General features: G+C 61.0%; 16 protein-coding genes. 3 read left to right on the forward strand and 13 right to left on the reverse strand.

Annotated features, from left to right (window positions below; all coding sequences use genetic code 11):
- The first annotated feature begins 34 nt into the window (after positions 1-34).
- The 3 genes from yfcG (at position 35) to I6G83_RS23155 (ending at position 2086) form a co-directional block, all read left to right on the forward strand.
- The gene (gene yfcG, locus I6G83_RS23145; protein WP_015673178.1) at positions 35-664 is read left to right on the forward strand and encodes a GSH-dependent disulfide bond oxidoreductase; all 630 of its coding nucleotides are present in this window, start codon (positions 35-37) and stop codon (positions 662-664) included.
- A 111-nt stretch (positions 665-775) separates the two neighbouring features.
- Positions 776-1150, forward strand: coding sequence for a dihydroneopterin triphosphate 2'-epimerase (gene folX / locus I6G83_RS23150; RefSeq protein WP_015673179.1), 375 nt, complete (start codon positions 776-778; stop codon positions 1148-1150).
- 30 nt (positions 1151-1180) lie between these two features.
- Positions 1181-2086: a TIGR01777 family oxidoreductase gene (locus tag I6G83_RS23155; protein ID WP_054305587.1), complete on the forward strand. Its 906-nt coding sequence runs from the start codon at positions 1181-1183 to the stop codon at positions 2084-2086.
- A gap of 10 nt (positions 2087-2096) precedes the next feature.
- Here I6G83_RS23155 and hisP read toward each other — a convergent pair whose 3' ends face one another.
- From hisP to I6G83_RS23220, 13 genes are all read right to left on the reverse strand, one after another.
- Positions 2097-2870, reverse strand: coding sequence for a histidine ABC transporter ATP-binding protein HisP (hisP, locus tag I6G83_RS23160; protein WP_015673181.1), 774 nt, complete (start codon positions 2868-2870; stop codon positions 2097-2099).
- A 17-nt stretch (positions 2871-2887) separates the two neighbouring features.
- Positions 2888-3595, reverse strand: coding sequence for an ABC transporter permease (locus I6G83_RS23165; RefSeq protein WP_015673182.1), 708 nt, complete (start codon positions 3593-3595; stop codon positions 2888-2890).
- A complete protein-coding gene (locus I6G83_RS23170; RefSeq protein WP_054305586.1) occupies positions 3592-4278 on the reverse strand; it encodes a histidine ABC transporter permease HisQ in 687 nt (228 codons plus the stop codon). Before I6G83_RS23170 ends, I6G83_RS23165 begins: the two co-directional genes overlap by 4 nt.
- A 103-nt stretch (positions 4279-4381) precedes the next feature.
- Positions 4382-5164: a lysine/arginine/ornithine ABC transporter substrate-binding protein ArgT gene (gene argT, locus I6G83_RS23175; protein ID WP_015673184.1), complete on the reverse strand. Its 783-nt coding sequence runs from the start codon at positions 5162-5164 to the stop codon at positions 4382-4384.
- A 313-nt stretch (positions 5165-5477) separates the two neighbouring features.
- The gene (locus I6G83_RS23180) at positions 5478-6050 is read right to left on the reverse strand and encodes a UbiX family flavin prenyltransferase (protein ID WP_054305585.1); all 573 of its coding nucleotides are present in this window, start codon (positions 6048-6050) and stop codon (positions 5478-5480) included.
- A 127-nt stretch (positions 6051-6177) separates the two neighbouring features.
- A complete protein-coding gene (purF, locus tag I6G83_RS23185) occupies positions 6178-7695 on the reverse strand; it encodes an amidophosphoribosyltransferase (protein ID WP_015673186.1) in 1518 nt (505 codons plus the stop codon).
- 26 nt (positions 7696-7721) lie between these two features.
- A complete protein-coding gene (cvpA, locus tag I6G83_RS23190) occupies positions 7722-8222 on the reverse strand; it encodes a colicin V production protein (protein WP_015673187.1) in 501 nt (166 codons plus the stop codon).
- A gap of 246 nt (positions 8223-8468) precedes the next feature.
- Positions 8469-9155 (reverse strand): cell division protein DedD, encoded by a 687-nt coding sequence (gene dedD, locus I6G83_RS23195; RefSeq protein ID WP_015673188.1) that lies wholly within the window; start codon positions 9153-9155, stop codon positions 8469-8471.
- The gene (folC, locus tag I6G83_RS23200; protein WP_054305584.1) at positions 9156-10421 is read right to left on the reverse strand and encodes a bifunctional tetrahydrofolate synthase/dihydrofolate synthase; all 1266 of its coding nucleotides are present in this window, start codon (positions 10419-10421) and stop codon (positions 9156-9158) included.
- A 152-nt stretch (positions 10422-10573) separates the two neighbouring features.
- Positions 10574-11485, reverse strand: coding sequence for an acetyl-CoA carboxylase, carboxyltransferase subunit beta (accD, locus tag I6G83_RS23205; RefSeq protein WP_054305583.1), 912 nt, complete (start codon positions 11483-11485; stop codon positions 10574-10576).
- Between the two features lie 235 nt (positions 11486-11720).
- A complete protein-coding gene (locus I6G83_RS23210) occupies positions 11721-12383 on the reverse strand; it encodes a DedA family protein (protein WP_015673191.1) in 663 nt (220 codons plus the stop codon).
- Positions 12384-12483: 100 nt separating this feature from the next.
- Positions 12484-13296, reverse strand: a complete 813-nt coding sequence (gene truA / locus I6G83_RS23215) for a tRNA pseudouridine(38-40) synthase TruA (RefSeq protein WP_054305582.1) — start codon at positions 13294-13296, stop codon at positions 12484-12486.
- Positions 13296-14306 carry an aspartate-semialdehyde dehydrogenase gene (locus tag I6G83_RS23220; RefSeq protein ID WP_015673193.1) on the reverse strand — a complete coding sequence of 337 codons (1011 nt, stop codon included), beginning with the start codon at positions 14304-14306 and terminating at the stop codon, positions 13296-13298. Before I6G83_RS23220 ends, truA begins: the two co-directional genes overlap by 1 nt.
- Positions 14307-14347: the final 41 nt, after the last annotated feature.

A 14347-nucleotide genomic window follows, 5' to 3' on the forward strand; every position in this document is an offset into this window, starting at 1 on the left:
TCTTATCATGATGTTTTACAAGGAGTATTAGAGTATGATTGACCTGTATTACGCCCCTACTCCCAACGGTCACAAGATCACGCTGTTTCTGGAAGAGGTGGGGCTGCCTTACCGCCTGCATTCGGTCAATATCAGCGCCGGCGAACAGTTCAAACCCGACTTTCTGGCGATTTCTCCGAACAATAAAATTCCCGCCATTGTCGATCAGCAGCCGGTAGACGGCGGCGAGCCGATTGCCCTGTTCGAGTCCGGCGAAATCCTGCTGTACCTGGCGGAAAAAACCGGCAAACTGTTGAGCAAAGGCCTGCGCGAACGCGCCGCCACCCTGCAGTGGCTGTTCTGGCAGGTCGCCGGTTTCGGGCCGATGCTCGGCCAGAACCATCACTTCAACCACTACGCGCCGCAGCCGGTGCCTTACGCCATCGAACGCTACCACTTGGAAACCAAACGCCTGTACGGCGTGCTGGAAGCCGAACTGCAAAAACATCCGTATCTTGGCGGCGACAACTACAGCATCGCCGATATCGCCACCTACCCGTGGGTCGTCTCTCATCCGCGCCAGCGTATCGACCTGGCCGACTTCCCGGCGGTGCGCAACTGGTTCGAACGCATCAGCAACCGTCCGGCCACCGAACGCGCCTACAAGCTGGCCGAACCGGCCTAACCGCCCTGTGCCGGCCGCCGCGGCCGGCAGAGTTTCCCCCCTCGGCGTTATCATTTCCCTACTTTCCGTGTATTCTGGGCGCAAACAATCAGATTACATGGAGAACTGCTGATGTCATTTAGCCAACCCGACGCCGTCATCCGCATAAAAAACCTGCGGTTGCGTACTTTCATCGGGATCAAGGAAGAAGAGATCAATAACCGGCAGGACGTGCTGATCAATGTCGCCATCCACTACCCGGCCGACCAGGCGCGCAACAGTGAAGACATCGCCGACGCGCTCAACTACCGCACCATCACCAAAGCCATCATCCGCCACGTCGAGGATAACCGCTTCGCGCTGCTGGAAAAATTAACCCAGGATGTGCTCGATATCGTGAAACAGCACCCGTGGGTGACCTATGCTGAAGTAGAGATCGATAAACTACTGGCCCTGCGCTACGCCGATTCGGTGTCAATGACCATGAGCTATCGCCGCGAAGGCTAAAGGCGCCAGGCAAGGGGGGGAATATCCGCCATGCATATCCTGATTACCGGTGCGACCGGGCTTATCGGCCGCCGTCTCACGCAGCGGCTGCTGGCGCTTTCCCATACGGTAACCGTGCTGACCCGCAACGTGGCGCATGCGCGCACGCTGTTTGGCGAGCGCGTCAGCTACTGGTCCTCACTGCAGGACCGCCCCTCCCTCGACGGCATTGACGCGGTCATCAACCTGGCCGGCGAACCGATCGCCGATAAACGCTGGAGCAAAGCGCAGAAGGCGCGCCTGTGCCACAGCCGCTGGGATCTGACCGAACGGCTGGCGGCGCTGATCCACGTCAGCGAACGGCCGCCGGCGGTGCTGATTTCCGGCTCCGCGGTCGGTTACTACGGCGATCAGGATCAGGCGGTGGTGACCGAAGAGGAAGCGCCGCACGACGAATTTACCCACCAACTCTGTCAGCGCTGGGAAGCGCTGGCGCTGCGGGCGCAAAGCAACGGCACGCGGGTGTGCCTGCTGCGCACCGGCGTGGTGCTGGCCCCGCACGGCGGCGCGCTGGCGAAGATGCTGCCGCCTTTTCGCCTCGGGCTGGGCGGCCCGATCGGCAGCGGCCGGCAGTATCTGCCGTGGATCCATCTGGACGACATGGTCAGCGGCATTCTGTTTCTGCTGGACACCCCCACCCTGAGCGGCCCGTTCAATATGGTCGCCCCCTACCCGGCGCATAATGAGCAGTTCGCCGCCCTGCTGGCGAAAACCCTGGGGCGTCCGGCCTGGCTGCGTATGCCGGCCTGGGCGATCCGGCTGCTGATGGGGGAAGCGGCGGTGCTGGTGCTCGGCGGCCAGCACGCGGTGCCCAAACGGCTGGAAGAGGCGGGCTTCCGCTTCCGCTATGTGGATTTGGAGCAGGCGCTGGCGTCGGTGATTCACCCGCCGGCCTAGCGCCGCAGGATTACTTCAGCGCCCCCGATAAAAACTGCCGCAGACGCGGGCTTTGCGGATTATCGAACAGCTGCGCCGGCGGCCCCTGTTCTTCAATCAGCCCCTGATGCAGGAAAATCACCTGATTGGAAACGTGGCGGGCAAACTCCATTTCGTGCGTCACCACCACCATGGTTTTTCCCTCTTCCGCCAGCTGCTGCATAATGCGCAGCACTTCCCCCACCAGCTCCGGATCCAGCGCCGAGGTCGGTTCGTCAAACAGCAGCACTTCCGGCTCCATCGCCAGCGCGCGGGCGATGGAAACGCGCTGTTGCTGGCCGCCGGACAGGTGCGCCGGATATTTGGCGCGCGCCCGCTGGTCGATGCCGACCTTGTCCAGATAGCGCTCCGCGCGCTGCCGGGCCTCCTGTTTGCCCAGCCCCAGCACCTGCACCGGCGCCTCCATCACGTTTTCCAGCACCGTCATATGGCTCCACAGGTTAAAGTGCTGGAACACCATCGTCAGCCGGGTGCGCAGCAGCTGCAGCTGTTTTTTATCCGCCACCTGCAGCTGGCCGGCTTTATCGCGCACCATGCGGATATCTTCATTATTCAGACTGATGCTGCCGGCGCAGGGCTGTTCCAGAAAGTTGATGCAGCGCAGAAAGGTGCTCTTGCCGGAGCCGGAAGAGCCGATAATGCTGATCACATCGCCGGCGTTGGCCGCCAGCGAGACGCCCTTCAGCACCTCATGGTCGCCATAGCGTTTGTGCAGGTCGCTGACGGCTAATTTAATCTCAGACATGATGTTATTTCCGTCCTTTATCGATGAGTCACGTGCGCCATCCAGCGTTTTTCCGCCTTGCGGAACAGGCTGATCAACGTGTAGGAAATCGCCAGATACAGCACCGCGGCGATGCCGAACGCGTAAAACGGCTGATAGGTCGCCGCGTTGATATCGCGCGCCACTTTCAGCAGGTCCGGCACGGTGGCGGTAAACGCCAGCGCGGTGGAGTGCAGCATCAGAATCACTTCATTGCTGTAGGCCGGCAGCGCGGTGCGCAGCGCCGAAGGCAGAATAATGCAGCGATACAGTTTGAAACGTGAAAAACCGTAGGCGTTGGCGGCTTCAATTTCCCCGTGCGGCACCGCGCGGATCGCGCCGGCGAAAATTTCAGTGGTGTAGGCGCAGGTATTGAGCGTCAGCGCCAGAATGGTGCAGTTCAGCCCGCTGCGGAAAAACGCATTGAGCAGCTCGCTGCCGCGCACCACCTCCAGGCTGTACATGCCGGAGTAAAACACCAGCAGCTGCACATACAGCGGCGTACCGCGGAACACGTAGGTGTACAGCCACACCGGGAAGCTCAGCCAGCGCCGGGAAGAGACGCGCGCCACCGCCATCGGCAGCGACAGCAGCCCGCCCATCACCACCGAACTTATCAGCAGCCACAGCGTCACCGCCACGCCGGTAAAGCGGTAGCCGTCGCTCCACAGCAGCGACTGCCAGTACTGTTGCAGGATCTCCATCATAGCTCGGCCCTCTTGACGCCCAGGGAATAACGCCGCTCAAGCCACAGCAGGACGCCGTTGGAGAGGGTGGTAAACAGCAGATACACCGCGCCGGCCACCAGCGCGTAAAAGAAGGGTTGATAGGTGCCCTTGCCCGCCAGCTGGGTGGCCTTCACCACGTCATTCAGACCGAGGATCGACACCAGCGCCGTCGCCTTCAGCACCACCTGCCAGTTATTGCCGATGCCCGGCAGCGCAAAACGCATCATCGCCGGGAACAGAATGCGGCGGAAGGTCTGTCCGCCGCTGAAGCCAAAGGCGGTCGCCGCCTCAATCTGTCCGCGCGGCACCGCCAGATAGGCGCCGCGGAAGGTTTCGGTAAAATAGGCGCCGTAAATAAAGCCCAGCGTAATAATGCCCGCCGTCAGCGGATCGATATCGATCTGCGCCAGCCCCAGCGTCTCGGTCAGGCTGTTTAACGCGATCTGCAGGCCGTAGAAGATCAGCAGCATCAGCACCAGATCGGGCACGCCGCGGATCAGCGTGGTATACGCGCCGAACAGCGAGGCCAGCAGGCGGTTGTTGGAGAGTTTGCCGCCGGCGCCGATCAGGCCGATCGCCACCGCCAGCAGCACGGAACTGAGCGCCAGCTCCAGCGTCACCAGCGCGCCCTCAAATATCAGTTGAGAATAACCTTGCAGCATGTACTTCATCCTGTCGTCAGTAGGCGTAAGCAATCCCCGCCGGGCAGCCGCAGGCGGTCGCAACGTGCTGCGCCGCCGCGGCTACCGGCAGGAGAACGGGCGGTCAGCCGCCGTAGACGTCAAAATCGAAGTATTTTTTCGCGAACTTATCGTAGGTGCCGTCTTTACGCATCTCGGCAAAGGCCTTATCCAGCGCCGCCTTCAGCTCGGTATCCCCCTTGCGCAGCCCCATGCCGGTGCCGACGCCGAAGAATTTGTCATCCTTCACCGACTCGCCGGCAAAGGCGTAGTCCTTGCCCGGCGGCTGCTTCAGGAAGCCGTCGCTGCCGGCCACTTCGTCCTGGAAGGCGGCGTCAATACGGCCGGAGGCCAGATCGGCGTACACCAGGTCCTGGTTCTGATACGGCACCACGGTCACCCCTTTCGGCTGCCAGTAGGCGTTGGCGTAGGCTTCCTGGGTAGTGCCCTGCAGCACCCCGACGCTCTTGCCGCGCAGGGATTCCACCGTCGGCAACAGCTTCGAGCCTTTCGGCGCGATCAGGCGGGCATTGGCGGCGAACAGCTTGTCGGTAAAGGCGATTTCCTGCTGGCGCTTCTCGGTAATCGACAGCGATGAAATGATGGCATCAATTTTTTTGGCTTTCAGCGATGGGATCAGCGCGTCGAAATCGCTTTCGACGAAGGTGCACTGGGTGTTGATGCGTTTACATAGCTCTTTGGCCAGGTCGATATCAAAACCGACCAGCTGGCCGTTGGCATCTTTGGATTCAAATGGCGCGTAGGTCGGATCGGTGCCGATCTTCAGCGTTGACGGGATGGCGGCAAATGCGCTGTGTGCCGCTGCCAGGGCCATAACCAGCGGAAGAACCTTAACCAGCTTTTTCATACATTACCCTCAAATTGATTTTATTTTTTTGATGCCATTGCGGGAAGCGTGCCCCACTGAATCACTATCAATTTGCAGTAATCGTGCCACATTGCGTGCGTCAGGCCGCGGAGGGAACGGCTCCGCCCTGCGCAAAACTGTTTCCTGGACGAGAACCGCAAATATGAAACCGGCCGTTCGGCCGCGCCACGGGCAACCCCTGGATGCCCATACCATGAAACAGCAAGCGTGGTGAAACGGCCCCATTATGGTGCGGGCCGCGCATCAATACAGTGCGTTGTTGCACAAATGTGCAAAATTGGGGAATGAATTGTTAATTGGCGCCTTGCCAACGGGTAAACAGATCCTGAGGCAGCTCAATGTCAAACTGGTCAATCACGCGGTTAACCGTCTGATCGATAATGTCTTCCACGCTGGCCGGCCGGTGGTAAAAGGCCGGCACCGGCGGCATCAGCAGCGCGCCCATCTCCGCCGCCTGGGTCATCAGACGCAGGTGCCCAAGGTGCAGCGGCGTTTCACGCACGCACAGCACCAGACGCCGCTGCTCTTTCAGCACCACGTCGGCGGCGCGCGTCAGCAGGCCGTCGCTATAGCTGTTAACGATGCCGGACAGCGTTTTGATCGAGCAGGGCAAAATTACCATGCCCAGCGTTTTGAAGGAGCCGGAAGAGATGCTGGCGGCGATATCGCGCGAGTCGTGCACCACATCGGCCAGCGCCTGCACTTCACGCAGGCTGAGCGCGGTCTCCAGCGCCAGCGTCTGCCGGGCGGCGTTGCTCATCACCAGATGGGTTTCCACGTCCGCCACGTCGCGCAGCACCTGCAGCAGGCGCACGCCGTAGATCGCGCCGCTGGCGCCGGAAATGCCGATGATGAGTCGTTTCATGAGGGATCTCTGCCAAAAAAGTCTAAGGGTCGGAGCAACTTTGCCGTAATCACGGCGGAGAAGCAAGGTTCAGGCAGGAACGATGCGCCGCGACGGTGCACGGCGCATCGGTATGGCGAGGACAGGCTTAGCCTTCGTTGTGGATTTCCAGATTTTCCGCTTCGGCCTGGCCGCGCAGCGCTTTGGCGTCATCGTTGCGCAGCGATTCCAGATACTCCAGATAGCCCTGATCGACATCTTTGGTGACGTAGATACCGTCGAACACCGAGCATTCGAACTGGGTGATATCCGGGTTTTCCTCGCGCACCGCTTCGATCAGGTCGCCCAGGTCCTGGAAAATCAGCCCGTCGGCGCCGATGATCTGCCGGATCTCATCCACCTCGCGGCCATGAGCGATCAGCTCATTGGCGCTAGGCATATCGATGCCGTAGACGTTCGGGAAGCGAACTTCCGGTGCAGCGGAAGCCAGATAGACGTTCTTGGCGCCGGCGTCGCGCGCCATCTCGACGATCTGCTCGGAGGTGGTGCCGCGCACGATGGAGTCATCCACCAGCAATACGTTCTTGTCGCGGAACTCCGCCCGGTTGGCGTTCAGCTTGCGGCGCACCGACTGGCGACGCGCCTGCTGGCCCGGCATGATAAAGGTGCGGCCGACGTAGCGGTTTTTCACAAAGCCCTGGCGGTACGGTTTTTCCAGAATACGCGCGATCTCCAGCGCAATATCGCAGGAGGTTTCCGGGATCGGGATCACCACGTCGATGTCCAGATCTTCCCACTCGCGCGCGATCTTCTCGCCCAGCTTCTGGCCCATGCGCACGCGGGCGCTGTATACCGAGATCTTGTCCATAAAGGAATCCGGGCGGGCGAAGTAGACGAACTCAAACAGGCACGGGTTGTTTTTCGGGTTTTCGGCGCACTGGCGGGTAAACAGTTGGCCCTTCTCCGTCACGTACACCGCTTCGCCCGGCGCTACGTCGCGCAGGAATTCAAAGCCCAGCGTATCCAGCGCCACGCTTTCGGAGGCCACCATATACTCGTTGCGGCCGTCTTCCAGCGTGCGTTTGCCGATCACCAGCGGACGGATGCCGTTAGGATCGCGGAACGCCACCAGACCGTGGCCGATGATCATCGCCACGCAGGCGTAAGCGCCGCGCAGCTGCTGATGTACCGCCGCCACGGCGGTAAAGATATTGTCAGATTCCAGCGGATAGTGCGGGAAACGGTCCAGCTCGGCGGCCAGCACGTTGAGCAGTATTTCGGAATCGGAAGTGGTGTTGATATGGCGACGGCCGCTTTCAAACAGCTGCTGCCGCAGTTCATGCGCGTTGGTCAGGTTACCGTTGTGGGCCAGCGTAATGCCGAACGGTGAGTTCACATAAAAAGGCTGGGCCTCTGAAGCGCTGGAGCTGCCGGCCGTTGGGTAACGCACATGGCCGATCCCCATATTGCCCTGCAGGCGTTGCATATGCCGTGCTTCAAAAACATCCTTCACCAGGCCGTTTGCCTTACGCAGACGGAAACCGTTATGGGCATCAATGGTGACGATGCCGGCGGCATCCTGGCCACGGTGCTGCAGCACCGTCAACGCATCATAAATCGACTGGTTTACCGGCATAAAACCGGCGATACCGACAATACCGCACATGTTGTCTTTCCTCTAAGCCTAAGCCGCTACCGCCCCGGCAAGTGGGACGGTAAGAAACTCGACGTGCTCTGCAGGTAGTCAAAGAACCACCTGATGATGTAGCTGAACTGGGGAATCAGCTGCGACTGTTTCCAGTCTTCACTTTGCGAGAAGCCGGTAAAACTGTCGAGGAAGAACAGTATCGCGGCGACGATCAACACGCCGCGCAATGCGCCGAAGCAGATGCCCAGCACCCGATCGGTTCCTGACAGCCCGGTCTTTTCGACCAGTGAACTAATCACGTAGTTCACAATCGCCCCCACGATCAGGGTCGCGATAAACAAAATCGCAATCGCGATACCGTTTCGCACCAGTTCATCGTCAAAACGGGTGAAGTAGACGGCGAGGTAAGAATAAAAATGGCTGGCGACAAAAAACGCACATCCCCATGTCACAAGTGACAATGCTTCGCGAACAAACCCTCGGATCAGGCTAACCAGAGCCGAAAATCCAATCACCGCAATAATGACGTAATCAATCCAGACCATGACCATTCCAATAGTGAAATGCCCCGCACGCCCCCTCCTCCTTCAGGCTGTCGCACAGCGGCCACAGCCCGAATGCACTGGGGTATTTCCCATGCGCGGCGAATTCTAACAGAAAAAGAAAACGTTTGCGTAGGGGATTTCCCTAGCAATTTACAAATAAAAAGCGGCGATAAAAAAATTCCTAATCGCCGCGCCTACATAGCTGATTCTTCTGCCCCGCCTTGCAAACGCGGCAGAAGAACGGGGTTAACGCGCGTTGTACGGCTTCACCTGCCCGCTCAGCCCGCTGAGCGAATTCAGCGCCGACAGCGAAGACTGCAGCTTCTGCTTCGACGCGTCCGGGCCGACGTAAATACGGGTGATCTGCCCCTGCACCGGCGTCGACGGCACGGTAAAGGCGCGATAGCCGGACAGACGCAGCGACGCCACGATCTCGTTAACCTTGGCGGCGTTTTTCAGCGCCCCCAGCTGCACCACATAGGCCTGGCCGGACGGCGCTTTCTCTGCCGGCTTCGGCTGCGGTTTCACCTCAGGCTTCGGCTGCGGCTTCACTTCCGGTTTCGGCTTCGGCTGCGGCGCAGGTTTGTTCTCAACCGGCTTCGGCTGCGGCGTCGGCTGGGTGACCGCCGGCGGCGGCGTCACCGTGGTGCTCTGCGACGGCTGGTTCACCGCCTGCTGCGTCGCCGCCTCATTGGCCGCCTGCTGTTCCACCAGCGCCCCCGCGCCCGCCGGCGGCTGCGTCGGCAGCGGCTGGCTTACCGGCGGAATCGCGTCGTTCTCCCGCGCATCGCCCGGCTTCGGCACCAGTGGGATCGCGGCGAACTCATCTTCATAATGCTTTTTCTTACCGTCCAGCAGCCCTGGCAGGATAATCACCCCCAGCGCCACTAATACCACGGTCCCGACCAGTCGGTTCTGAAATTTACTTGCCACTCACTCTCCCCGCATCTCGTCTAACGCCGCCATCACCTGCGCGACGGTGTGGAACGATCCACAGACGATGACAATATCCTGATTATCCGCATCCTGCATCGCCTGTCGCCAGGCCGTTTCAACATCGGCAAAGGCGCGCGGCTGCGGCAGATGCTGCGCCAGCTGATCCACGCCGGCGCCGCGCGGCACGTCCAACGGCGCGCAGTACCATTCATCAACCTGCGGCCGCAGGCAGGCCAGCGTACCGGCGATGTCTTTGTCCGCCAGCATGCCGACTACCGCACGCACCTTGCCGCCGTCGCGCGGCAGCTGCGCCAGCCGCCCGGCCAGATAGCCGGCGGCGTGCGGATTATGCGCCACGTCGAGGATCAGCCGCGGCGCCTGCTGCACGGTCTGGAAACGCCCCGGCAGCGTCGCCTGCTGCAGGCCGGTGAAAATGGCGCGCTCGTCAATTTCCAGCGCGGAATAGTGCAGCGCCGCCAGCGCCGTCGCGGCATTGGCCAGCGGCACGTTCGGCGTGGGCAGGTCGGTCAGCGTGGTGCCTTCGCTGCGCCACTGCCAGCGTTCGCCCTGCTCGCTGAAGGTCCAGGCGTCGCCGCAGCGATACAGCTGCGCGCCCAGCGTTTCCGCCACCTGACGAATCGAGTCCGGCATATCGGGTTCGCCGACCACCGCCGGCTTGCCGCCGCGGAAGATGCCGGCCTTTTCCCGGCCGATGCTGTCGCGGTCGTCGCCCAGCCAGTCGGTGTGGTCGAGCGCGATGCTGGTGACCACCGCCACGTCCGGGTTGACGATATTGGTGGCGTCCAGACGCCCGCCGAGGCCGACTTCCAGGATCACCACGTCCAGCCGGGCCTGACGGAACAGCTGCAGGGCCGACAGGGTGCCGAACTCAAAATAGGTCAGGGAGGTGTCACCGCGCCCGGCTTCAATGGCGGCGAACGCACGGCAGTGCTCCGCTTCGCTCAACTCTTCGCCCTGAATACGCACCCGTTCGGTATAGCGCACCAGATGCGGCGAGCTGTAAACGCCGACGCGCAGGCCGGCCGCCAGCAGAATCGCTTCCAGCGTGCGGCAGGTGGTGCCTTTGCCGTTGGTGCCGGCAACGGTGAACACCGTCGGGGCCGGAGTGAGAAGATCAAGATGCGCTGCAACGCTTTGCACGCGTTCCAGGCCGAGTTCGATCGCCTGGCTGTGCAGACGCTCCAGATAATAAAGCCACGAGCTCAATGGCGACGTGGCTTGGGGAATTTGGTGGTTTTGCATGAGTCCCATCACTGAACTTGGGTTCATTAATCCATCAGGGCACCACCCTCACCGCGGGCAAGGCGATGCTCTGCGTTTCAACCGCCGCATAGCCACTCAGCGGCGGTTGAGCGTCGCGACGGCCTGACGGACCGCCGCGGCGTATGCATGCCTTATTCGTCCGCCTGATTTTCCGGCGTCACGACCACCGGCTCCGGCTGGTCAAACGCCGGCTGCGGCTGGTTGGTCAGCTTGGACAGAATGCTGGCGAGCGTCTGGCGCATTTCCGGACGACGCACGATCATATCGATCGCCCCTTTCTCAATCAGGAACTCGCTGCGCTGGAAGCCCGGCGGCAGTTTTTCACGCACCGTCTGCTCAATGACGCGCGGGCCGGCAAAGCCGATCAGCGCCTTCGGCTCGGCGACGTTGATATCGCCCAGCATCGCCAGACTGGCGGAGACGCCGCCCATGGTCGGGTCGGTCAGTACGGAAATGTACGGCAGGCCGCGCTCTTGCATTTTGGCCAGCGCGGCGCTGGTTTTCGCCATCTGCATCAGCGACATCAGCGCTTCCTGCATACGGGCGCCGCCGCTGGCGGAGAAGCACACCAGCGGACAGTTGTCTTCCAGCGCCTGCTCAACCGCGCGGACAAAGCGCGCGCCGACGACGGAAGACATGGAACCGCCGATAAAGGCGAATTCGAAGGCGGCGGCCACGACCGGCATGCCGTACAGCGTGCCCTTCATCACCACCAGCGCATCTTTTTCACCGGTCGCTTTCTGGGCGGCAACCAGGCGGTCCTTATATTTTTTGGAATCGCGGAATTTCAGAACGTCTTTCGGTTCCAGCTCGCTGCCGACTTCCACTTCGCTGCCTTCGTCCAGCAACGTGTGCAGACGCGTACGCGCGGACATGCGCATATGGTGGTCGCACTTCGGGCAGACTTCCAGGTTACGCTCCAGCTCGGCGCGGTAGAGAACCTGACCGCAGCTGTCACATTTGGTCCAAACGCCCTCAGGAATGCTCGCCTTACGGGTTTGGGTGATATTGCTCTTGTTAAGAATTCGTTCAATCCAGCTCATCGAAGACCTTTCTGTTTGAACCTGGCAGACGCCAGTTCGCAGTTCATGCTTTAACAATCCCTTCGCAGCAACAGCCAATGAAAAAGCGCCCGGACCCCGGCGCGACAGGCGCGCCGCCAAGGCACTGAATTCAGGGTTGTCCGCAGGAACAGACCATAAATGTCGCTCATTAAACCATATCGGCCCGACGCTGTAGATAAAAAACTGGTCGAACCGATAGGTTAAGCGATGTTTTTTACTGTTTTTGCTGGCGAGCAGCCGCGCGCTTGTGGCGCCAGATTTCAATAATGCCCGGCAAAATTGACACAACGATAATAGCAACAATTAGCAACTTCAGGTTTTCCTGCACCACCGGCACGTTGCCGAACAGGTAACCGGCATAGGTGAACAGCAGCACCCAGACCAGCGCGCCAATCACGTTGTAGGCGGCGAAGTGACGGTAGGACATATGCCCCATACCGGCGACGAACGGCGCAAAAGTACGCACGATCGGCACAAATCGCGCCAGAATAATCGTTTTGCCGCCGTGCTTTTCATAAAACTGGTGGGTTTTATCCAGATAGCTGCGGCGGAAAATTTTCGAATTCGGGTTGCTGAACAGTTTTTCACCGAACAGACGGCCAATGGTGTAGTTGACCGCATCCCCCACCACCGCGGCAATCACCATCAGCGCCACCATGGTATGCACGTTCAGATCGTTGGTCGGTAACGAGGCCAGCGCCCCGGCCACGAACAGCAGAGAATCCCCCGGCAGGAACGGCGTCACCACCAGGCCGGTTTCGCAAAACAGAATCAGGAACAAAATCCCGTATACCCACATGCCGTACTGCGCCACCAGCTCGGCCAAATGCACGTCGATATGCAAAATGAAATCAATAACAAACTTGATGATGTCCATAGCGTCTCTCTTGGGCCGGAGGTCTCCCCCGCCGGCGGATTAATCAAAACGCGTCGCACAACGGCCCCTTGGCGGGGTCTGGCGCAACGGCGCGTCTTATTCAGTCATCGGCTAAAAACAGCGGCCCCATCGGCGCCTGCGGCAGTGCGAAACGCTCGGGATAGTCCACGGAGACCAGATACAGGCCTTCCGCTCTGGCGGTGGCCGCCGCCAGATTACGGTCTTTTAACGCCAGCAGCTGCGCCATCCAGTTTTCATCCTGGTTACCGCAGCCAATCTCCAGCAGGCTGCCGACGATATTGCGCACCATATGATGCACAAAGGCGTTCGCCTTTATATCTACCACGATATACTGCCCGTGACGCGTGACCTTAACGTGTTTTACATTCCGCCACGGCGTGCGCGACTGGCACTGCACGGCGCGGAACGAGGTGAAGTCGTTCTCTCCCAGCAGCGCCTGCGCCGCGCGCTGCATGCGATCGGCGTCCAGCGGATGATAGAAGTGCGTCACCCCCTGCTGCAGCACCGCCGGACGATAGCGGTGGTTGAAGATCACATAGCGATAGCGGCGGGCGGTGGCGCTGAAGCGCGCATGGAAATCTTCCGCCACCGGGCTGACCCAGCGCACGGCGATATCCGGCGGCAGATGGGTGTTGACCCCCATCGTCCAGGCGGCGTCCTTACGGCGCACCGGGGTTTCAAAATGCACCACCTGGCCGGTGGCATGCACCCCGGCGTCGGTGCGCCCGGCGCACAGCACCGTGATCGGCGCGTCCGCCACTTTACTCAGCGCCTGCTCCAGGCAGGCCTGTACGCTCGGCACCTCTTGCTGACGCTGCCAGCCGTAATAGCCGCTGCCGTCATATTCAATGCCCAGCGCGATTTTCTGGGTCGCTACAGCCGGCTCGGACATCAGTACAGCTGCTCCTGCAGCAGACGCTCGGCGGTTTCAATCGCCATCAGCGCGCCGCCGAAGCGCACGTTGTCGGCCACCGACCAAAACTGCAGCACCTGCGGAATGCCATAGTCATTGCGCAGGCAGCCGATGCTCAGCACGTCGCTGCCGGAAGCTTCCGTCACCTGCGTCGGATAGTCGTCTTCATCGCTCAGTTGGATATCTTCCGCGTCCTGCAGTTCGGCGCGCGCCTCATCGGCGTCGATCGGCCGCAGCCCTTCCACCTGCACCGCCTGCGCGTGGCCGTAGAACACCGGCGACTGTACGCAGGTCACCGACATCGGCAGCCCTTCGTCCTGCAGCACCTTGCGCACCTGATCGACGATCAGCCGCTCTTCGCGCACGCTGCCCTGCTCATCCGCCAGCAGCGGCAGCAGGTTGAACGCCAGCTGTTTGGCGAACAGGCCCTCTTCGGCCGGCACGCCGTTCAGCAGCCGCGCGCTCTGACCCGCCAGATCGTCCACCGCCGCCTTACCGCGGGCGGACACCGACATCAGGGTGGTGACGTGCAGGCGCGACAGGCCGGCCTGCTCGGTCAGCGGCTTAATGGCGGTCAGCAGCTGGCTGACCATGCCGTCGGCCACGGCGACGATATTACGGTTGCGGTAATCGGCCAGCACCTGCGGGTTGACGCCCGGCACCACCAGCGGCACGTCCGGCTCCAGCGCGAACAGGCCGCTGCTGTCGATCACCAGACAGCCCATATTGCCGGCGTCAATCGCGTAGCGCGCCGAGGCTTCGGCGCCGGCCACGAAGAAGGCCAGCTGCGCCTGCGACCAGTCGAACTCCTCGGCATTTTCCACCTGCAGGGTTTTGCCGTTAAAGCGCACCGTTTCACCGGCGCTGCGTTCGCTGGCCAACGGATAGAGTTCGCCCACCGGGAACTGACGTTCCTGTAACAATTCCAGCAATGCTTCACCTACCGCGCCCGTGGCGCCAAGCAGAGCGATATTCCAGCCGTCAGACATTGGGGTATCTCCCGAATATTTCATTAACATGCAAAACAAAC

The sequence above is a fragment of the Serratia rubidaea genome (assembly GCF_016026735.1).
Taxonomy (GTDB): Bacteria; Pseudomonadota; Gammaproteobacteria; order Enterobacterales; family Enterobacteriaceae; genus Serratia_B; species Serratia_B rubidaea.

Coding starts and splice junctions, on each gene's coding strand:
- I6G83_RS23170 (WP_054305586.1), bottom strand. CDS start 4,278: ATGCTGCAAGGTTATTCTCAACTGATATTTGAGGGCGCGCTGGTGACG.
- I6G83_RS23220 (WP_015673193.1), bottom strand. CDS start 14,306: ATGTCTGACGGCTGGAATATCGCTCTGCTTGGCGCCACGGGCGCGGTA.
- folC (WP_054305584.1), bottom strand. CDS start 10,421: ATGCAAAACCACCAAATTCCCCAAGCCACGTCGCCATTGAGCTCGTGG.
- truA (WP_054305582.1), bottom strand. CDS start 13,296: ATGTCCGAGCCGGCTGTAGCGACCCAGAAAATCGCGCTGGGCATTGAA.
- I6G83_RS23165 (WP_015673182.1), bottom strand. CDS start 3,595: ATGATGGAGATCCTGCAACAGTACTGGCAGTCGCTGCTGTGGAGCGAC.
- I6G83_RS23155 (WP_054305587.1), top strand. CDS start 1,181: ATGCATATCCTGATTACCGGTGCGACCGGGCTTATCGGCCGCCGTCTC.
- accD (WP_054305583.1), bottom strand. CDS start 11,485: ATGAGCTGGATTGAACGAATTCTTAACAAGAGCAATATCACCCAAACC.
- purF (WP_015673186.1), bottom strand. CDS start 7,695: ATGTGCGGTATTGTCGGTATCGCCGGTTTTATGCCGGTAAACCAGTCG.
- yfcG (WP_015673178.1), top strand. CDS start 35: ATGATTGACCTGTATTACGCCCCTACTCCCAACGGTCACAAGATCACG.
- I6G83_RS23210 (WP_015673191.1), bottom strand. CDS start 12,383: ATGGACATCATCAAGTTTGTTATTGATTTCATTTTGCATATCGACGTG.
- I6G83_RS23180 (WP_054305585.1), bottom strand. CDS start 6,050: ATGAAACGACTCATCATCGGCATTTCCGGCGCCAGCGGCGCGATCTAC.
- cvpA (WP_015673187.1), bottom strand. CDS start 8,222: ATGGTCTGGATTGATTACGTCATTATTGCGGTGATTGGATTTTCGGCT.
- argT (WP_015673184.1), bottom strand. CDS start 5,164: ATGAAAAAGCTGGTTAAGGTTCTTCCGCTGGTTATGGCCCTGGCAGCG.
- folX (WP_015673179.1), top strand. CDS start 776: ATGTCATTTAGCCAACCCGACGCCGTCATCCGCATAAAAAACCTGCGG.
- hisP (WP_015673181.1), bottom strand. CDS start 2,870: ATGTCTGAGATTAAATTAGCCGTCAGCGACCTGCACAAACGCTATGGC.